The organism is Patescibacteria group bacterium, from assembly GCA_041659905.1.
Classification (GTDB): domain Bacteria; phylum Patescibacteriota; class Kazan-3B-28; order Kazan-3B-28; family UBA10110; genus UBA10110.
The window spans coordinates 115,408-133,331 of record JBAZXK010000002.1 but is presented as its reverse complement, the minus strand read 5'-3'; the positions used below and the strand labels follow the sequence as shown (position 1 = coordinate 133,331).

The window sequence follows — 17,924 nt, the reverse complement described above, 5'->3', positions numbered from 1 at the left end:
TTAGGTGGTGTTAGGGGGAATAGTCACCGGAGTAGTTTCTTTAGCTGTGGTTTCTGGCGGCACATTCCCTAAATTAGTTTCTACCGGTGGGGCTGCTTTAGCGCCCACTAAATATTTAGCCGGCCACGGCACATAATGGCTCTTGAAAGTATCCTTGCGAATCTCTCTGCCACTTTCATTATAGATGTGCCGATAGAGCACAGTATCGGCCCCCCGATGCGCGGTATCAATTTTTTTCTGGCTTCCCTCTGGCAAAGTAGAGGTTTCAATATAGACTGGCGCGGGCGGTTCCGTAATATTAAAGATCCGCGGGCCTTCTAATTCAACGCGTTGTCCGGTTTTGGTGCCATAAAAATCAAAATAGAGCTTATCACCTTCGACGCGCGTATGAATTAAAATGTGACCCTGGCTATCATTGAGAAATTGCATATCCGGATAAGGTTGGTAAACTGTGGCATCTGTCCCGGCTGGTTCGTAATAAGATACTCTGTAGCTGTGGTTCTTCCGTGCCAAAATCGGATAACCTCCTTGCAATGCCGCCCTAAAAGCCGTGGTTGAAACTTGGCACAAGCCGCCGCCAAATTCGGGAGTGGTAGCGTCACCTTTGATCACCAACTCTGGTAAATAGCCGGTGGCGCCACTAACTTCTCCTAATGTTTTATTAAAAGAAAATTTTTCTTCGGGGGCTACTAAAACTTTATCGAATTTGGCGGCTCCGGTTTTAATGTTATGCCGCCGGTTATTAGGACTGCCGGCAAAATTAGATTCTCCGCGAGCCACTAATTCGTTGATACCCAAATCGTTTAATTCACTCAAGCGCACCTTTGGATTAACATAGTTGGCTGCTACCTCTAATTTGCGTTGGTCAGTTAGTAGACTCGCTTGAATAATTGCAGCTGTCGCTACCACTTGCACGCTAATACCTAGCTGATCCGGTTGAAATTTAGTAACTTTTTTATCTTTAATAGTTAAACTAGCATCTTGAACGGGTTGATCGGTACTTGTTTTCATGTCTTGCAGATATTTAGCGAGATCGTTCGGCCGCAAATGCACTAGAAACGAGTTGTTCTGCTTGACCACTTCGATCCATTTCCATAAATCATCTGTGGATAAGATTATTTCCCGGTCTTTTAGGACCAAGGTATAGGGGGTAGCCAAGCTTTGGTTAATTTTATCAGCCGTCATTTTCGCCAATCCATCGTCAAACACCGGCAAGGATTCGCTAATCGGAAGCGGCAGAGCTGAGAAGTTTAACCGCTGCCAGCGCTGCTGCAATAATCTTCCGAGCTCAACTTCATCTAAACGCTTTCCCACTACCGCTGGTTTGGTCACGGCCTGGCCGGACTCAATCAACACCTCACTATCTACTCCCGCCTGATCAATCTTTCGTCTTAGCTTAGTAATAATCTGATCAGTTTTATCTAGTTGTTCTTGATAAATGGCAGGGATGGTAGCCCCGACTAGTGCCGCCCGCAGCCGCTGATAGAGATTGTTTACTACTGAACGGCTGCGGCCGAATTGTATGGTTGATTGCGCTATGGTTTCTGGAGCCCAAATTATTCCGAATTCTTCTGGGAGATAACTTTCTGAAAATCCAATGGCTTCTAAAACCAATTCTTGTTTTCTCGCGTTTTGCACTAAACTTTTAGCCGTCTGATTAGCTACTGCCAGCGTTTGCCCGCCAAACCGTGTCTCGCCCACAAAAACACCTGGAAAAACTCGACCAGCATAAGCGACGTCCCACACCCAATAAAACAATGTGGCCAAGAGAATTAAGCTAATAATAATCAGCCAGCCGGTGGTGTGTTTAGTTGAATGCAATCGCTTCATATTTATACTTTAAGGATTTCTTGCAATACCAATTTGGCTAGTTCTGTCTTGGTTGGTAATGTGGGCAGAGGAGATAGGGTGAGATAGTAAGTACCCGGACGCATCTCTGGATCAGAAACTGGCCACGGTAACTGTTGCCCATCCGGCAACCTAATAATTAGTCGACCATCCTGGCTCACTACTTCTACTGTAATTTGGTGGTCCACTAACCGTTCTGTTTGCACCCCAGTGTTTGATTAAAGTATTAAATAATCAGTCTAATAATTAGCAGCGCTACAATATTAACTATTTTAATCATGGGGTTAATGGCAGGACCGGCGGTATCTTTGTAAGGATCGCCGACGGTGTCTCCGGTGACAGCCGCTTTGTGGCTCTCGGAACCTTTACCTCCCAGATGCCCCGATTCAATATATTTTTTAGCATTATCCCAAGCAGCTCCACCTGTAGTCATAGAAATGGCCACAAAGATACCCGTGACAATACTGCCAACCAACATGCCGCCTAAAGCCACCGGACCTAATAACACACCGACTAAAATAGGGGTGATCACCGGGATCAATGCCGGCAACAACATCTCCTGAATAGCCGCTTGCGTTACAATATCAACCGCTTTCGCATAATCTGGTTTAGCTTTTCTCTCCATCAACCCAGCAATTTCTTTGAACTGGCGCCGGACTTCTCGCACTACGCTACCGGCGGCTTTACCCACGGCTTCCATAGAGATAGCTGCAAATAGATACGGCAATAATCCGCCAATAAACAACCCCACTAAAACTTTCGGATCGCCCAACTTAAATTGATAAGCCTGCACCGCCACTTGCTGCAATTCTTCCGCATAAGCTGCGAACAAAACTACCGCTGCTAACCCGGCTGAACCGATAGCATACCCCTTCGTAATGGCTTTAGTGGTATTACCAACTGCGTCCAGCGGATCAGTGACTTGTCGGACTGACTCGGGTAATTCGGCCATTTCGGCGATGCCTCCGGCGTTATCCGTAATCGGACCGTAAGCATCAATAGCCACAATAATCCCGGTCATCGACAGCATCGACATTGCCGCTAAGGCAATACCGTACAACCCAGCCAAAGCATACGCTGCCCAAATAGCCGCCACGATTACTAATACAGGCAGGGCGACAGATTTCATTCCCACAGCCAGCCCGGCAATAATATTAGTGCCTGGGCCGGTTTCAGAAGCGGCGGCAATATGCCTAACTGGTGAAAAATTGGTAGAAGTGTAATATTCTGTAATCACTACGATCAAAGCCGTCACAACCAAGCCGACAACCGTCGTCCAGAATAAGCTGGCAGAGGTCAGTTCAGAACTAACCACTCTTTGGCTGGTGAGATAGAATCCTATCGCCGCCAATATTCCGCTGACGCTTAGTCCTAGATAAAGCGCTCCCATAATATTTTTACTCTTGCCTAATCGCACGCACAAAGTGCCGATAATTGAAGCAATAATCGCAATCGCCCCCAGTAGTAAGGGATAGATGGACAATTCCGAATTAACCCCATACAGAAGTTCGCCTAAGATCATCGCCGCTATAGCAGTTACTGCATACGTTTCAAATAAATCTGCTGCCATACCGGCACAATCTCCCACATTATCTCCCACGTTATCAGCGATCACGGCTGGGTTGCGGGGATCGTCTTCTGGGATATTCGCTTCAACCTTGCCAACTAGATCGGCTCCCACATCAGCGGCTTTAGTATAAATCCCGCCTCCTAGCCGGGCAAAAATAGAAATAAGACTGCCGCCAAATCCTAGACCCACCAAGGCAGGCACATCCCGGAAAATAGCATAAAAAACGGTAACGGCAAGTAAAGCCAACCCCACCACAAACAGCCCGGTAACCGAGCCGCCCTTGAATGCTACGTTCAAAGCGGCGGCGAGTCCCTGGTGAGCTGCTTGCGCTGTCCGCACATTTGCCCGAACGGAAACGTGCATACCGATAAATCCGGCTAAACCAGAAAAGATGGCTCCGACCAAAAATCCGATAGCCAACTTATAACCTAAGGCAAACCAAATTAATATCGCTAAAAGAACTGCCACCAGGGCAATAGTCCGATACTGACGCGAAAGAAAAGCCCGAGCTCCTTGTTGAATGGCGGCAGCAATTTCTTGCATGCGTTCGCTCCCTGCCGGCAAACGCAAGACCCACCACGCTAAACCGCTGGCATACAAAATTGCTACGACTGCACTCAGGGAAGCTAACCACAACACACTATTAACAAATTCCATGGTTTTGATAAATAATTAACGTTAATAAATCTTATCTTGTATTATATAGCCTTATTCTTGATAGGAGAACGACCGCAGTCCTTCCTGATTATAAACGATCCAAAACCCGGCGATAAACTTTTAGGGTTTCGACTGCCATTTGATCAAACGAATATTTTTTAACCTGTTTAAACCCGGCTGCCCGGAGTTGCTGTTTCAATGAATAATTCTTCGCCACTTCTGCCATGGCTCTGACCATATCTTCCACGCTGTCCGGATCAAAATAATGCGCCGCCTCTCCCAGTACCTCTGGCATACAAGAAGCCCGCGAAGCTACTACTGGTGTCCCGCAGGCCATCGCTTCCAGGGGAGGTAAGCCGAATCCTTCATAGAGAGAAGGGAAAACAAATAGATCGGCTCCATTATAAATATAAGGAAGATCTGCGTCAGGCACATACCCAGTCAGAATTACTTCTGACTTAAGATCTAATTGTTTAATGGTGGCGAGAACTTCCGGACATTTTTGATCAATTTTACCTACTAAAACCAACTGGTAATCTAGGTTGTATCTTCGCCGTAAAAGATGGAAAGCTCGGATCAGCCGCACCACGTTTTTGTGTTGCCGCCATTGCCCTACATATAAAACATACGGCTTACTAATACCAAATTTCCGCTGAAATTCGGTTAATTTGTCTGGTTGATTGATTGGTTTGTATCTGTCCGCGACTGCTTCGTAAATTACCGTGACTTTATTAGGATTTATGCCCAATATACTAACGATGTCCCGTTTAGTCGCTTCAGTAATAGCGATGATTTCCTTAGCATTCTGGCAAGCTTGCGTAATGGCTAAGCGATAAGACCAGCGCCGCCACCAACTCCGATGAGTTCTGCCTGCAAAAAACCAGAGAGTGAGATCGTGAATAGTCACTACGCTAGGGATCCGGCGCCACCAGATCGGAGAATTGAAACTAGTGTAATGAATTAAATCCAAATTAGCTCGCTGCAAAATTTGCGGATAATTTAATTGTTCCGCCCAAGAATAATGGGGGATCGCCGCTTTGATCTTGGTCAAATTTGGAGCATAAATAGGAAACCCGGCTAAAGTTTTGGGTGACAAGAATATCCAATATTGATTATCTGGATCATTGGTAACTAAATGCCGGATTAACTCTTCGGTATATTGACCAATCCCGACTGCTTGAGCCGTTCCGAATAATCTGGCATCAATGCCGATCCGATAGGTTTTCTCTTCCATGTGTTTCGCGACTTAATAGTTCGCCTAGGGCAACAACTATCCAGAATACTGCTGCCAGATCATTTTTCCAATAGGGAGTATCCAAAAGTCCGTGCGCTAGAATAGCGATCATCGCTATGCCGACGCTAGTTAGCAGCGGATCTCGGCGATGAGACCAGGTTCGTATAACCTGGGTAAAAAATATAATCAAGATTCCAAAGAATCCGAGCAAACCCAGTAACCCCGCATTCAACCAAAAAGCAAGCAACAGGTTATGAGCATGTAACATCACGAGCTGTACCGGAGGATGGAATATCCGGCTGGCAAATTCTACATACCGCTGCTCAAATTGGCCTAAACCAATTCCTGTCCACCAGTGTTCTTTAATCATTAACAGGGCTGTTTGCCACACTTCCAACCGAGCATGGGACGAAGATTGCCCTGCCAAGTCGAGCATTTGTTGAAATTTAGGCAGTTGCCATTGAGAAGCCACCAGGCCGACAAATCCTACCCCTAAGCCAATCAGCCAATATTTGTATTTACTGGTCAGCCAGAACCAAATTGCCAGCGCTATAAGCAACGCTAACCAACCAGCGTAGGAATAAGTAAAATACAGCGCTATTAACATGAGTAGCCAGCCTCCAGCAACAACCCAGCGGCGATAGCCTGATTTGATATCGTGCCACCACCCCAGCACCAAGATCATGATCGGCACTAAATATAAAGATAGATAATTAGCTGAACTGAACCAGGCTGAGGCTCGCTGATCGAGAGTTATATAATGCCCTGTAACGACTTGCCCCACTGCTACCAGAGCTACAATCACCCCCGATATCCACAAACCAAAAACTATATTATTAAATTCGATTTTAGGACTCTGTGCCTGCCGACTATTCGTAATCAGCCAGAATAACAGCAGGGGATCAAAAAACCATCCTTTAATAATTCCGAGCGACCCAAGCGGGTCAGCCGAAACTAGCGTGCCCATAATTAAACCGACTATCAAAACACCCAAAGGCCATTGGTAATCTCGAATAGCTTGCCACTTAATCGTTCCGCCTCGTCGCCAAAGTTTAATCAACCAAATGGCAGTTACCGTATAAATAGCTAATTCTAGCCAGGTAGTCGGAATATTAAAAACCTGCAGCCGAATCAAGTAGGTAGGCAGGGTTATGGCCAGGAGTTGCAAACCCCGGTCTTCGTTCCACCAGGTGAGACCGCCTATCGCTAACATCCAAATAATTGTGGTATAAATTAACATTTCTTTTGAGTTTCCATTAGAACCTGGAGGGTTTGCGTAGCGGTGGCTTCCCAACTAAAGAGTTGTGCCTGAGCTTGTCCTTTACTTTTCAGATCAGCCGCCAGGCGATCATCTTGCAATACTTTTTGTATAGCAGTGGCTAATTCTGTTATCGAAGCGGGATCCACTAGTAAGGCCGCCTCTCCTACTACCTCTGGGACCGAGGAAGTATTGGCAGCCACTACTGGCGTACCGCAGGCCATCGCTTCCAAGAGAGGCAAACCAAATCCTTCATAAAGAGAAGAGAAAGCCAGCACGGCCGCTTGCTGATAGATTGATTTTTTCTGCGTATTATTTACATCTTCTAAAATATGAATATCTTTCCCATAAGGACTGGTGGCGATCGCTTTTTTGATGCCGTCGCTTTGCCAGCCCCATCGTCCCACTAAAACCAAGGTGGCTTCCTGCACTTCGGCTTTAATTAAATTAAATGCCGCTACTAGCCGCTCTAGGTTCTTGCGCGGCTCTAAGGTCCCCACACCTAAAATAATTTTGGTATATGGCAGTGGGTACGGTTTTTCTGAGCTGCCAAAGCTAGGGGCTAGGGGAGTAACTGCAATTTTGGCTGGATTGACTTTAAACAGTCTGATGGCGTCCTGTTTAGTGTGCTCAGAGATAGCAATAATTTTCTGGGAATAGCGTAAAGCCGGCCGCATCCAGATTCGCTCTAATATGAGTGCTTTCAGTTTGTGTCGTTCCGGTAAAATAAAACTCACGAAGTCCATCACCGCGGTCACCACCGGCACACGGCGCACTAGCGCTGGCAAAATCAAACTCGTGGGGGAAAAATAAACATCCACTGGCCGCCATAATTCGAGATACCAAAACATGATTTTCTGCCACAGCAGCGCATTGGTTTTAAAAACAATCGGCTGGACATTGGCTTGCTTCCACTCCAGTGGTAAATCGGCATCTAAAAACAATTTAAATTGATGTTGGCGATTTTGAATCAGACGCCCGACTAATTGGTAAACATACTCGCCCTTGCCGGCGCGCTGGTCTTTGATTCCTTCTCTGGCATCAATGCCGATAATCATTTCTTTTTTAATTGCGGGATAAGATTAACTATTTCTACCCAGGTAACCGTGCGGGTAGCTAGAATCAGGCCTCCATAAATAACTACCGCCAGACCAACCAACCAACCCACCGGCCAAGCCCGCAACCACCATAACATTAGACCCATAACTAAACTGATAACGGCTGTTTTGCTAAACACTGTCCAATCAGCTGCCAGCTTAAGCTGCTTAGCCACAATGTAAGCGCTGAACACCAGCACCCAGAGCTCGGTGAGTACCGTGATCACGGCTGCTCCCCAGAATGAAAACCGAGGAATTACTAAAAAATTAGCTACGATATTAAATATTACCGCCCAAGCATACGGCTGAATCAACCGGCGCTGTTGATTAGCAGCAATAATTGTATAGATCATCACGCTATTAAGAAACGATCCGGCTAAAGAAAAGCTTAGAATTTGTAAAACCGGTCCTGATAAAACGAAATCTGGCCCTGAGATAAATACCATCACCGGAGTGGCCAACACCACTGCTCCCGCGATCAGCGGGAGAGCCGCCAGGCTCAGAAAATTAAAGGCGCCTTGAAAAATTTGTTTGGCTTTAGTTGGAGATTCTCGCAAAGCCGCTGTGATGACAGGGAGAACTGAGCTCATAAAAATACTCGGAACTGCCAAGAGCACCTCTAAAATTTTATAGGGCGCGCTGTAAATTCCGACAGCATAAGATCCTTTCAGATGGCCTAAAATCAAAACATCAATCTTGAAATAAATTACCCCCAGGATCATCACCAGCCCCATCGGGAGAGCTGCTATTAAAAGTTCACGCCACTGGCGCCAATCAAATAGCGGTACCAGCCAGTATTGAGTGCCCATCATCAATATATTCAGCCCGAATACGGCTATATTTGCCCAAACTACCGCCCAGATCATATCTAGCAAGCTACCCGCCTGGGCAATAAACCACCACACCAGTCCCAGCATCACCACTCGGCCGAATACGTCTGCTAGAGTAGCTTTATACATTCTGAGGCTAGCCTGGAAAGAACTCAACGGCACTTGATTGAGCGACATAAATAATTGGGAAATGGCTCCAATCAGGATACCCTGGCGCACAATGGCAGGATAAGGGACTATCCAAGCCAATCCATAAGCCACCGCCAAAACTATGACACTGAAACTCAGTTTTAACCCCAACATATTGCCTAAAATCGCTTTTTCCTGGTGGGGCCGCTGGGCAATTTCCCGGACAGCAATGACAAATAGACCTAAATCTAATACGGCGCCAAAAATGCCCAAATAAGCAAAGATGGTAGCATAATCGCCATAGCCTTCTACCCCCAGGTACCGGGTAATATAAGCGATGACCAATACTGAGGCGGCTACGGTAACCGTTTTACCGACCAGCTGAATAACTGTATTCAGGGCAATTTTTTGGGTATTGTTCACGTTCGCCCGATTTTAGCCATATATTGGATAGGCACCCGCACTAGGTACCATTTAGGAAAAATCTTTAATGCATAATCGCGATTCATCTTTACTTGGTAGGGTCGTAAAACATTTTCCCAATCCTTTTTCCTCAACAATCTTTCATTGCCAAAATCACGGCGTGGATAATTCGCATTCGGCACGCTTAATATTACCAGGGGGGCTACGCGTAACTGTTCGTCGAGCAGTTGCTGAATTTGCACATTAGTAAAATGCTCTAATAATCCTTGATGAAAAATTAAATCAAAGCTGTTATCCGGGAAGGGGAGCTTGAAAGCGTCGCCTGCCACTATTTGGTTGTGCCCACCAAATTCTTGCCGAGCTTTCTCCGCTCCTTTTAAAACGGCCGGATCATTGTCTAGCGTGGTTACATCCAATCCGAGTTGGGATAAAAATATACTCATCGCGCCAGTACCCGCCCCGACCTCTAGAATTTTCTGACTGTTTGTAGCAACAATTTCTGCCAAAAACTCCCGCTGACCGTATAAATTGCGAATATAAGAATCGAGCTCTAGACCTGCAGCATAATACTCGGACCAATCCGACATTTATTTCGCATTTAGTTTAATGACCACATGGCGGCTCTCTCCTGCCCCCATACTCTCCGACGCCAACTCCGGCTCGGCAGCTATTAGCATGTGGACCACTCGCCGTTCAAACGATGACATCGGTGATAGGTGCACCGAATTACCGCTGGCTTTGGTTTGCCAGATCGCTTCCTTGACAGCGGCTGCCAAGGCAGTTTGTTGTTGTTCCCGAAAATTACCAATATCTAACAGGAGCTTGTCGGCGGAATCGGGAAACTGTTTTTTAAACATTAGCCGCAATAGGTGTTGGGCTGCCAGCAGCGGCTGGGCATTCGGTTGGATAAAAATAAAATCTTTACCCGTATTCACTCGAACTGTCCAAGTTTGTTCTTCCGCCGTTACTTCCACAGCTGGTTTAAGCGGCCAATCGGCAAAGAATTCTTTCAGGGTCCGTTCTAACCACTTGGTTTTTTCTTTATCCATATCTTTACTGTTTAGTTTCCTTGTTCTTAAATTGTTTCATCACGATTACTTGCTGGATAACAGTAAATACTGTGGTAGCTGCCCAATACAGCGCTAAAGCCGCCGGCAAACTCATACCGATAAATACTGTCACTATCGGGAAAAGATAGGTCATCTGCATATTGATCAATTTCATCGTGCCATTCCCTGGCGCGGTGGGGTTAGATTTCATCATCAGCCAGCTTTGGGCCAATTGGAACACTCCGGCCAATACCGCCAAGTAAATATTCGGATGGGCCAGGTTAATTTCTAGCCCGGGGACATGCAACCAATGTAAAAAGGCGGTATTGATCTCTGTCGGCATCTGCGGAAACCAGGCATAGAGCAGTTTTAGACTATCCGTATTTAATCCCGCCATAAATACCCGGTAAAGCGCGTAGAGAATAGGCAGTTGGATCAACATCGGCAAACAACTGCTAAATGGATTCACCTTGTTAGCCTGATAGACTTTCATTAAAGCTTCTGATTGTTTCGCCTGATCGTCTTTGTGTAATTTCCTGATTTCATCAATTTCTGGCTGAATCCTCTTGAGTTCCTGTTGGGCTCGTAAGGTTTGCACATAAGAAGGAGCCAATGCCAACCGGATAATCAGGGTCAACACGATAATAGCCACTCCTAAGTCATGCCCCGGCAAATAGACATAAAACAGCATCAGAATATTAAATAACGGCTGATACAAGATCTGCGTCATCAGCGCTTTTTCATTGAGAGTCATTAAAGCTGTTGTATTCATATTCCTATTATTTCACTAAATCTAATCCGCCCTGGTACCAGGGGACACACTTGCAGATCCGTTGCACCGCCAACCAACTGCCCTTATTCGCGCCATGTTTAGCTATGCTCTCATAGGCATATTGTGAGCAGGAGGGGTAAAATCGGCAAAACCCGTGGGGATAGCGCAATCTAAACCAACCGTGATCAGGCGATAAGCTAGCTTGATAAACGCGAATCAATCTTAAGAAAACTTGTTGGACTGATAAAGACATGTGCTTATTTTTTGATTAAAGGAGCAGCCAGCCGCGTTACTACGGCCTTCAACTCAGCAAACGACAAAGGCAGAACTGTGGATTTAGTGTAGAAAGTGGCTGCCACATTAGGGACAATCGGTAAACTTCGCCAAATCTCTCTTAGTCGCCGTTTCAACTGATTTCGCTCAGTAGCTTTCTTAGAAACCTTAGTCCCTACCACTATGCGCAGTCCGGAGCGTCGAGCCGGTTCAATATATTTTAAAGTTAGCGCCGGATGATGAATCACTCGTTCGGAACGGTAGGCTGCCATGTTTAAACCGAGAGTTTCTTGCGGCCTTGAGCCCGGCGCCGAGAAATAACCTCCCGACCGCCTTTGGTGGCCATTCTGGCTCGGAATCCTAGCTTCTTTTGGCGACGTCCTTTGTGGGGTTGATAAGTTCTTTTCATTAAATTTATGCGATTGGTTCGACTAATTACTCATCCAGTATATCGGGAAGGCTTGTCAGGCGTCAATTTAGTTTATAATAGAGTGTTGCTACTGGTTGTTATTTGTGGATAACTTTAGTAAAATTACCTTGGGTGAGACCAATACGATGGTGGATAATAAGCGATTGTGGCAAGGGGTTCTAGGTGAAGCAGAAATTGCTCTGAGTAAAGCAAATTTCAACACCTGGTTTAAGAATACTGAGATTGTGAGCGCTAGTGACACTACCGTGCTAATTCGGGTACCAAATACGTTTATTAAGGAGTGGTTTGAAAAGAAATACGAAAAAGAGATCATCCGCAAATGCCTACTCCGAAGTTTGCCTCATCTGCAAAAAGTTGATTACAGCGTAGGGATTAAATCTCAAACTGAAACTATCTTTAATGAATTTACCCCTACTGCCACTAAAACTAAATCGACACTTCCGGTCGCTTCACCGCCTGTGGCTACCGCCATCAAAACACGAACCACTGGCGAAACTGCGGAGCGCCTAAACCCCCGCTACACCTTCGACACCTTTGTGGTAGGGGAAAGCAACCGCATGGCCCAAGCTGCCTCTGAGGCCGTGGCCAAGGCTCCTGGGATCACCTATAACCCTTTATTTATCTACGGCGGAGTGGGTTTGGGTAAAACCCACCTCCTGCAGGCCATCGGCAACGCTATTTTGGCAGCTTACCCCAAAAAACGAGTGGTTTATATGACCTCGGAGCGCTTCACTAACGAATTGGTGGACGCGATTATGAAAAAAACCACCCGGGAGTTTAAAGAAAAATATCGCCGCGTCGACTGCCTTATGATCGACGACGTGCAATTTTTAGAAGGCAAAGACGCCACCCAAGAAGAATTCTTCCACACTTTTAACGCTTTATACGAAAACAGCAAACAGATCGTGCTGGCTTCCGATCGCCCGCCTAAAGCCATTCCCGCCTTAGAAGCCCGCCTCCGCTCCCGTTTCGAGTGGGGAATGATTGCAGATATTGCCCCTCCTAATTACGAGATGCGCTTGGCCGTACTCCATTCGAAAATGGCCAATGTGAAGATGCAACTGCCCGCTGAGGTGCTCGAATGTATCGCTCAAAAGATCCAAAACAACATTCGCGAACTCGAAGGTGCCCTCACCCGAATTGTGGCTTTTGGTCAGCTGAACAACACGGTTCCCACTCTTGAAGAAGCGGAAGGCTTGTTGGGGGGAATATTGATTAACCCCGGCAAGCGTATTTTAAAAGCCGGGGATGTCATCAGAACTATTAGCAAGTATTACAATTTAAAGAAAGAAGATCTATTGGGCAAACGGCGCAATAAAGAGATTGTCGTCCCGCGCCAAATCCTGATTTTCCTCCTCAGAGAAGAAATGGATCTCCCTTACACCTCTATTGCTCGTGAAATCGGTGGGAAAGACCATACTACCGTAATCCATAATTATAATAAAATTAAAAATCTTTTATTAGAAAATAACGAAATGGAGATGGAAATCAGCGCCATTAAAGAGCGTCTTTATACTGTCGAATAACTGGTGGGATAACTTTTTCAAAGAAAGTTATCACCAAATTATCCCCAAGTTATCAGCTCACTGTTTCTGCAATAATTTCTACCTATCCTGTATAATCTAACTTACCCCCGGAAATCCCAGTTCTATTAACTACTAGTTTAATCTCTTATACATAAAACTTATTAACCTATAACGGAAAAGAAAATGAGGATATCTATTCTACTGGACAAATTTAAAAAAGGATTAAATGCAGTTGATCGAATTGTCGCAAGTAAAAATACTTTACCGATTTTAAATAATGTCTTAATTAAAACTGAAGATAATCAAGTCATTCTGTCGGCCACAGATTTAGAGATCGGAGTTAATTATTATTTGGGAGGAAAAATTGAAGAAGAGGGGACCATCACAGTGCCCGGCCGAGTTTTAAGTAATTTTGTAAATAGTCTAAACGAAGAAAAGATTTCTCTCGAAACTACTAACGGGGTTCTGTTTGCTAAAACTACCAAAAGTGAAGCTAATATCAATGGGATGTCCTCAGATGATTTCCCGATTATTCCCCGAGTAGTTGGTAAGGAAATTCTGGAGATAGATGGTAATATTTTAAAAACTGCGCTTAGCCAAGTGGTTTTCTCGGCTTCGTATGACGAATCCCGGCCAGTTTTAACCGGAGTTTATTTTATTATTGATGGCGGCACATTTAAGCTGGTGGCCACTGACAGTTATCGTTTAGCTGAAAAAACCATTAGTATTCCAACTGCCGATAGCGCCCACTTTATTGTACCGGTAAAAACTATTCACGAATTATCCCGGATCTTAAGCGGCACCGAAAAAGTCAAAATTGTGGTATCGGAAAATCAGGTGATGTTCCTTCTCCCCGATATGGATTTAACCTCCCGGATTATCGAAGGGGATTACCCAAATTACGAGCAAATTATCCCGAAAAGCTTCAAGACTCAGACCAAGGTATCGACTAGCGAGCTCGCTACTACCATTAAGACCGCTAGCTATTTTGCCCGAGAGAACGCTAATAATGTAAAAATGACTTTCCATAAAGACCATATCTTAGTAGAAGCGACTTCTTCGCAGTTAGGTAATTTTAAATCTCAGATTCCTTGTGAAGTGGCGGGGGAAGAGAACGAAGTCAGTTTTAATGCCAAATATTTACTAGATGCTCTCAGTGGAGTAGATAGTCCCCGGGTGAGTCTAGAGATGATTGGGAAAATCAACCCGGGCGTGATCCGCCCTGATAATGGCTCGGGCATTATGTATATCATTATGCCGCTGCGGAGTTAAGATGAAATTAACCGGGGTAGACATCACTAATTTTCGCAATATCGTATCAGCGAAAACCAATTTTGGTCTAACTAATTTTATTATTGGCGATAATGCACAAGGTAAAACCAATATCTTAGAAGCTTTACATTATTTATCGGTGGGGAATTCCTTCAAAACCCGCCAAGAAGAGTGGTTAGTGAAAAACGGCGAACTCTACGGGAGTGTGCAGGGTGAATTAACCTACGGCGAAGGACGACAAGCTGTTATTGATGTGGTATGGGAGAGGACAGACGAGGAGACCCACCGCCAATTCAAATTAAATGGGACTAAAATTGCCCGGAAAACACTTTTAGGCACCCTCCTCACGGTTATTTTTTCACCCGATGACGTGAGCCTACTTCGGCTGCAGCCGGCGCAGCGGCGCGGGTTTTTAGATAGCTTAATTTCGCGCACTAATAAGGTGTATCACGCCGATTTGCTGGATTACACCAAGACCTTGAAGCAGCGCAACCAACTTTTATTCTTGGCGAAACTAGGGCGAGAAGATTATATCGAAATTGATGCCTGGGACAATAAATTAGCCGAACTAGGCAGCCGGATTATCCAAGCCAGACTAGAACTGGTGGAGCAACTTAATCAGAAGATTAAACCATTTTTTCATGCGCTAGCCGAGAGCGCCAAAGAATTCAGTATCGTTTATACGGCCGACCCTAAATTTACCGACCCAGCGATATATAAAGATAAATTAGCCAGCATCCGATCGATTGATATAAAATCTGGACATACTAATTTTGGGCCTCATCGGGATGATCTGATGCTCCTCTTAAACGGCTGGGATGCCAGGAACACCGCTTCTCAGGGGGAATTTCGTTTAATGATTTTAGCGCTAAAGCTCGCGGAAGGGGAATACATCAGAGCCAGGTTTAATGAAATGCCTGTTTATCTGATGGACGATGTGTTTTCGGAGTTGGATCCGCATAAATCCCGGGCTCTGATCGAATTCTTAGGAAATGCCCAGGCGATCTATACCACTACTGACGAAAGATTTGTGACGCCGGAAGCGCAGGTTATTATAGTAAAAGAAGGGACGATAATCAAAACACAAAATGAATTTAGTACAACTCCAGAATTTGTTGCCGAAGCACGTTAAGGACCTACATTTGAAAGCTGAGGTGGATGGTGCCCAAGTGTGTAAGCTATGGCATGAATATGCTAAGCAGTTTTTCTTGTCTCGGACAATGCAAAACCATGAAGCGATTAACTTTCGCGATGGAGTCCTGACCATTTTAACTAGCAGCCCGGAAGTAGCGGAAGAAATTCAGACTCAAAAACATCGGATCATTTCCCGCATCAACCGCGCCCTCGGCCATAATTTGGTTGTATCTATCCGTTTCCGCTCGTAACTGCCCTGGCAAATCAGACAGCAGAAGAATAGATATTCAATTATTAATAAACACCTAAAGTAGGTGTTTATTTAGTTTTGGGTTTGCCTTTGGCTTATCCCCGCCTGGGCATAATAGAAAGAGCATCTTCTTTTTTTGTTGTGGTCGTTATGCCCATCACACAGGTGGTCCTCCGAATGTGTTGAGAAATAATATCCACAACTTTTGAACAAAGTTTCTCTCTTTCTGCTGTGGCCGGCCTATCATCGGTGGTCACCAAAGGAACCATCATAATGTTGGCCAGTATTATGTTGGGAGAAGAAGTAAAAAGGGGAGTTGTTTGGTAAAAGACGTGGCATGAAGTTTGGCCGTTGGCGGGATTCTCCTGCCATGTCCTCAATAAGCCACTAACCACAGCGCTCTCCAATCGATTGAGTATGTAAAACGGTGTGGTCCAGGGTAAACCCGAAATAATGACAAAGAACATATCTGTACTCTCCTTTTGAGCAATCAGGCTCGATTGGTCAAGATAGTCTAAACTAACATAAAGCATTCTTATTGGCAATCCAAGTTTAATATCAGTTTATTTGTCGGCCACCCCCTTCGTCATCTTGAGCCGTTGAAAATTAGGCATAGAAGCGGATAAATCTTGACTGGGAGCTGATTTTATGACAAATTGTAAACAATAGAAGCGGCTACCATCCTGGTAAATCTACCCGCTTGTACATTGAGGTGACAAATGATACCAGACTGGGAAGATGTTGAACGCCCAGAACATTTAGGTAAACGTCGCGACAAAAGGTTCATTGAGTGGAACAAGACGTATGGCAAAGATGGTTGGCGACTGATCTGGAAAATTGGCAAAATCCCTGTCGATTTTCTGGGCGCGTGTACCTTGTATGAGGATGCATACTTTCGCTACTTTCTGGATCATCCCAATATTCTGAGCAAGTTGCTTCGCACAGCCTATAATGTCTATGATGATGCTGAGTCGAATGTGGAATCTATTTTCGATTACAATCATCAGGAGACCGGAGCAACTCACATTCAAGATATTGCCATCAGGCGCTGCGTGTTGCGTATGGGTAAAACGTTCCATGGTGAGAAACTAATCTGTGTCCGGCAGGAAGGAGGAAACGATCCCTTAAGCACAATCCTTTCTCCTGGGAGAGTGCCATTCCACCGCCCCGACTTGATTATCAAGCCAGAGATCAAGGGATGGTGGGATAAGGGCACGGTAGAATCATTTTACCAATCCAATCGTGTACTCCAGAAGTTTATCTGGGGTGACGGAGGTTGTTGAAAGCGAAGCAACAAATCCCGAACATTCTGAACTGAAATAGCCGGCATTTTGCCGGCTTGTTTAATACTCCTCGAGTCTCTATTTTGCGCGCATACAGTGGGAGTGAGGGGAATGGTGGCGGGTTGTCTTTAAGCTCTGCCAAGCCATTTCGAAGATAATGCGTTGAGTATCGGCGACTTCTTTAGATTCGATCAATATGCCGAAAGGTTCCGGCAAATAAGTGTTAATAATTATTTTATTGGCATAAATATTGATTTCGTTCTTGATATTGAATTTTTTCGGATCAACAATTTTAGAAGTGCGCAGTTGAGATTTATCTTTTTTAATAAAAACTCTGATAGCGGGGGAGTCCTGGTAAATGCCGCGCAGCTTGATGCCTTTTTGAGCCCGTCTTTTCACATAATCCTTAGTAAATTCAGGCATGGCTGCGGGAGTTTCGGAAGTTATGTAAGCTAAGATTTCTTCGCCTCTGCCGAGAGTGAGCGTATCTTCGTACAGTTGTTTTATTCCAGCTAATCCATCGAAATAAGCTATTTTAGGCCGTTCCGAACTGACATTGTAAATAGATTTTAATACCGGCAGATCGTACTCCAAATCTCTTTTTTGACTCTCGATCAATTCGAGTAATTTTTCTGGAGGGTTGGCGATAAAAAAACGTTTTTTGTTTTCTTTGGTTTCAAAAGCTATATTGTTTCTTTTAAAACCGTCCAAAATATCATAAGTAGTGGGTCGTTTAGTCTTGGCCTTGTAGGCGACTTGATTGGCAGTAGCTTTGCCGAGCTGTAAAAGAGAAAAGTAGACATCCTGCTCCCTTTGATTTAATCCTAATTGTTGGAGCGATTTAAGATATTCCATAGATTCGAGTTAATAGTCGGTTTATTACGACTAA

The 17,924-nt window shown here is 45.0% G+C and carries 20 protein-coding genes; 5 read left to right on the top strand and 15 right to left on the bottom strand.

The annotated features are described in order from the left end of the window. The 13 genes from WC805_02545 to rpmH form a co-directional block, all read right to left on the bottom strand. Window positions 1–1,830: a VanW family protein gene (locus tag WC805_02545; GenBank protein ID MFA5967368.1), complete on the bottom strand. Its 1,830-nt coding sequence runs from the start codon at window positions 1,828–1,830 to the stop codon at window positions 1–3. Between the two features lie 2 nt (window positions 1,831–1,832). Further along, a complete protein-coding gene (locus WC805_02540; GenBank protein ID MFA5967367.1) occupies window positions 1,833–2,036 on the bottom strand; it encodes a hypothetical protein in 204 nt (67 codons plus the stop codon). Window positions 2,037–2,074: 38 nt separating this feature from the next. Beyond that, entirely contained in the window at window positions 2,075–4,075 is a 2,001-nt protein-coding gene (locus WC805_02535) for a sodium-translocating pyrophosphatase (GenBank protein ID MFA5967366.1), read from the bottom strand. An 88-nt stretch (window positions 4,076–4,163) separates the two neighbouring features. Next, window positions 4,164–5,309, bottom strand: a complete 1,146-nt coding sequence (locus WC805_02530) for a glycosyltransferase family 1 protein (GenBank protein ID MFA5967365.1) — start codon at window positions 5,307–5,309, stop codon at window positions 4,164–4,166. After that, the gene (locus WC805_02525) at window positions 5,278–6,549 is read right to left on the bottom strand and encodes an O-antigen ligase family protein (protein ID MFA5967364.1); all 1,272 of its coding nucleotides are present in this window, start codon (window positions 6,547–6,549) and stop codon (window positions 5,278–5,280) included. Before WC805_02525 ends, WC805_02530 begins: the two co-directional genes overlap by 32 nt. Further along, window positions 6,543–7,625 (bottom strand): glycosyltransferase family 1 protein, encoded by a 1,083-nt coding sequence (locus WC805_02520; GenBank protein ID MFA5967363.1) that lies wholly within the window; start codon window positions 7,623–7,625, stop codon window positions 6,543–6,545. The genes WC805_02525 and WC805_02520 overlap by 7 nt, the downstream gene beginning before the upstream one ends. Then, entirely contained in the window at window positions 7,622–9,046 is a 1,425-nt protein-coding gene (locus WC805_02515; protein MFA5967362.1) for a flippase, read from the bottom strand. Before WC805_02515 ends, WC805_02520 begins: the two co-directional genes overlap by 4 nt. Then, on the bottom strand, window positions 9,043–9,633 hold the full coding sequence (locus WC805_02510; GenBank protein ID MFA5967361.1) for a class I SAM-dependent methyltransferase: 591 nt from the start codon (window positions 9,631–9,633) through the stop codon (window positions 9,043–9,045). Before WC805_02510 ends, WC805_02515 begins: the two co-directional genes overlap by 4 nt. Next, window positions 9,634–10,095, bottom strand: coding sequence for a R3H domain-containing nucleic acid-binding protein (locus tag WC805_02505; protein MFA5967360.1), 462 nt, complete (start codon window positions 10,093–10,095; stop codon window positions 9,634–9,636). It lies immediately after the preceding gene. Window positions 10,096–10,099: 4 nt separating this feature from the next. After that, window positions 10,100–10,867: a YidC/Oxa1 family membrane protein insertase gene (locus tag WC805_02500; protein ID MFA5967359.1), complete on the bottom strand. Its 768-nt coding sequence runs from the start codon at window positions 10,865–10,867 to the stop codon at window positions 10,100–10,102. A 7-nt stretch (window positions 10,868–10,874) separates the two neighbouring features. Next, on the bottom strand, window positions 10,875–11,120 hold the full coding sequence (gene yidD, locus WC805_02495; protein ID MFA5967358.1) for a membrane protein insertion efficiency factor YidD: 246 nt from the start codon (window positions 11,118–11,120) through the stop codon (window positions 10,875–10,877). 4 nt (window positions 11,121–11,124) lie between these two features. After that, complete coding sequence (locus WC805_02490) at window positions 11,125–11,412, bottom strand: ribonuclease P protein component (protein ID MFA5967357.1); 288 nt, start codon at window positions 11,410–11,412, stop codon at window positions 11,125–11,127. 2 nt (window positions 11,413–11,414) lie between these two features. After that, entirely contained in the window at window positions 11,415–11,549 is a 135-nt protein-coding gene (rpmH, locus tag WC805_02485; GenBank protein ID MFA5967356.1) for a 50S ribosomal protein L34, read from the bottom strand. Between the two features lie 128 nt (window positions 11,550–11,677). On the opposite strand from rpmH, the gene dnaA reads away from it, so the two are divergent. The 4 genes from dnaA to WC805_02465 all read left to right on the top strand — a co-directional run bounded on the left by dnaA (window position 11,678) and on the right by WC805_02465 (window position 15,753). Further along, window positions 11,678–13,096 (top strand): chromosomal replication initiator protein DnaA, encoded by a 1,419-nt coding sequence (gene dnaA / locus WC805_02480; GenBank protein MFA5967355.1) that lies wholly within the window; start codon window positions 11,678–11,680, stop codon window positions 13,094–13,096. Window positions 13,097–13,279: 183 nt separating this feature from the next. Next, on the top strand, window positions 13,280–14,368 hold the full coding sequence (gene dnaN, locus WC805_02475; protein MFA5967354.1) for a DNA polymerase III subunit beta: 1,089 nt from the start codon (window positions 13,280–13,282) through the stop codon (window positions 14,366–14,368). Window position 14,369: 1 nt separating this feature from the next. After that, window positions 14,370–15,500 carry a DNA replication and repair protein RecF gene (recF, locus tag WC805_02470; GenBank protein ID MFA5967353.1) on the top strand — a complete coding sequence of 377 codons (1,131 nt, stop codon included), beginning with the start codon at window positions 14,370–14,372 and terminating at the stop codon, window positions 15,498–15,500. Further along, the gene (locus WC805_02465) at window positions 15,457–15,753 is read left to right on the top strand and encodes a DUF721 domain-containing protein (protein MFA5967352.1); all 297 of its coding nucleotides are present in this window, start codon (window positions 15,457–15,459) and stop codon (window positions 15,751–15,753) included. Before recF ends, WC805_02465 begins: the two co-directional genes overlap by 44 nt. A gap of 94 nt (window positions 15,754–15,847) precedes the next feature. Here the strand turns inward: WC805_02465 and WC805_02460 are convergent, their stop codons facing one another. Continuing rightward, window positions 15,848–16,219, bottom strand: coding sequence for a hypothetical protein (locus WC805_02460; GenBank protein ID MFA5967351.1), 372 nt, complete (start codon window positions 16,217–16,219; stop codon window positions 15,848–15,850). Window positions 16,220–16,471: 252 nt separating this feature from the next. Here WC805_02460 and WC805_02455 point away from each other — a divergent pair, with 252 nt between their 5' ends. Continuing rightward, window positions 16,472–17,035 carry a hypothetical protein gene (locus WC805_02455; protein MFA5967350.1) on the top strand — a complete coding sequence of 188 codons (564 nt, stop codon included), beginning with the start codon at window positions 16,472–16,474 and terminating at the stop codon, window positions 17,033–17,035. Window positions 17,036–17,113: 78 nt separating this feature from the next. On the opposite strand, the gene WC805_02450 is transcribed toward WC805_02455, so the two are convergent. Continuing rightward, complete coding sequence (locus WC805_02450; protein MFA5967349.1) at window positions 17,114–17,890, bottom strand: helix-turn-helix domain-containing protein; 777 nt, start codon at window positions 17,888–17,890, stop codon at window positions 17,114–17,116. Window positions 17,891–17,924: the final 34 nt, after the last annotated feature.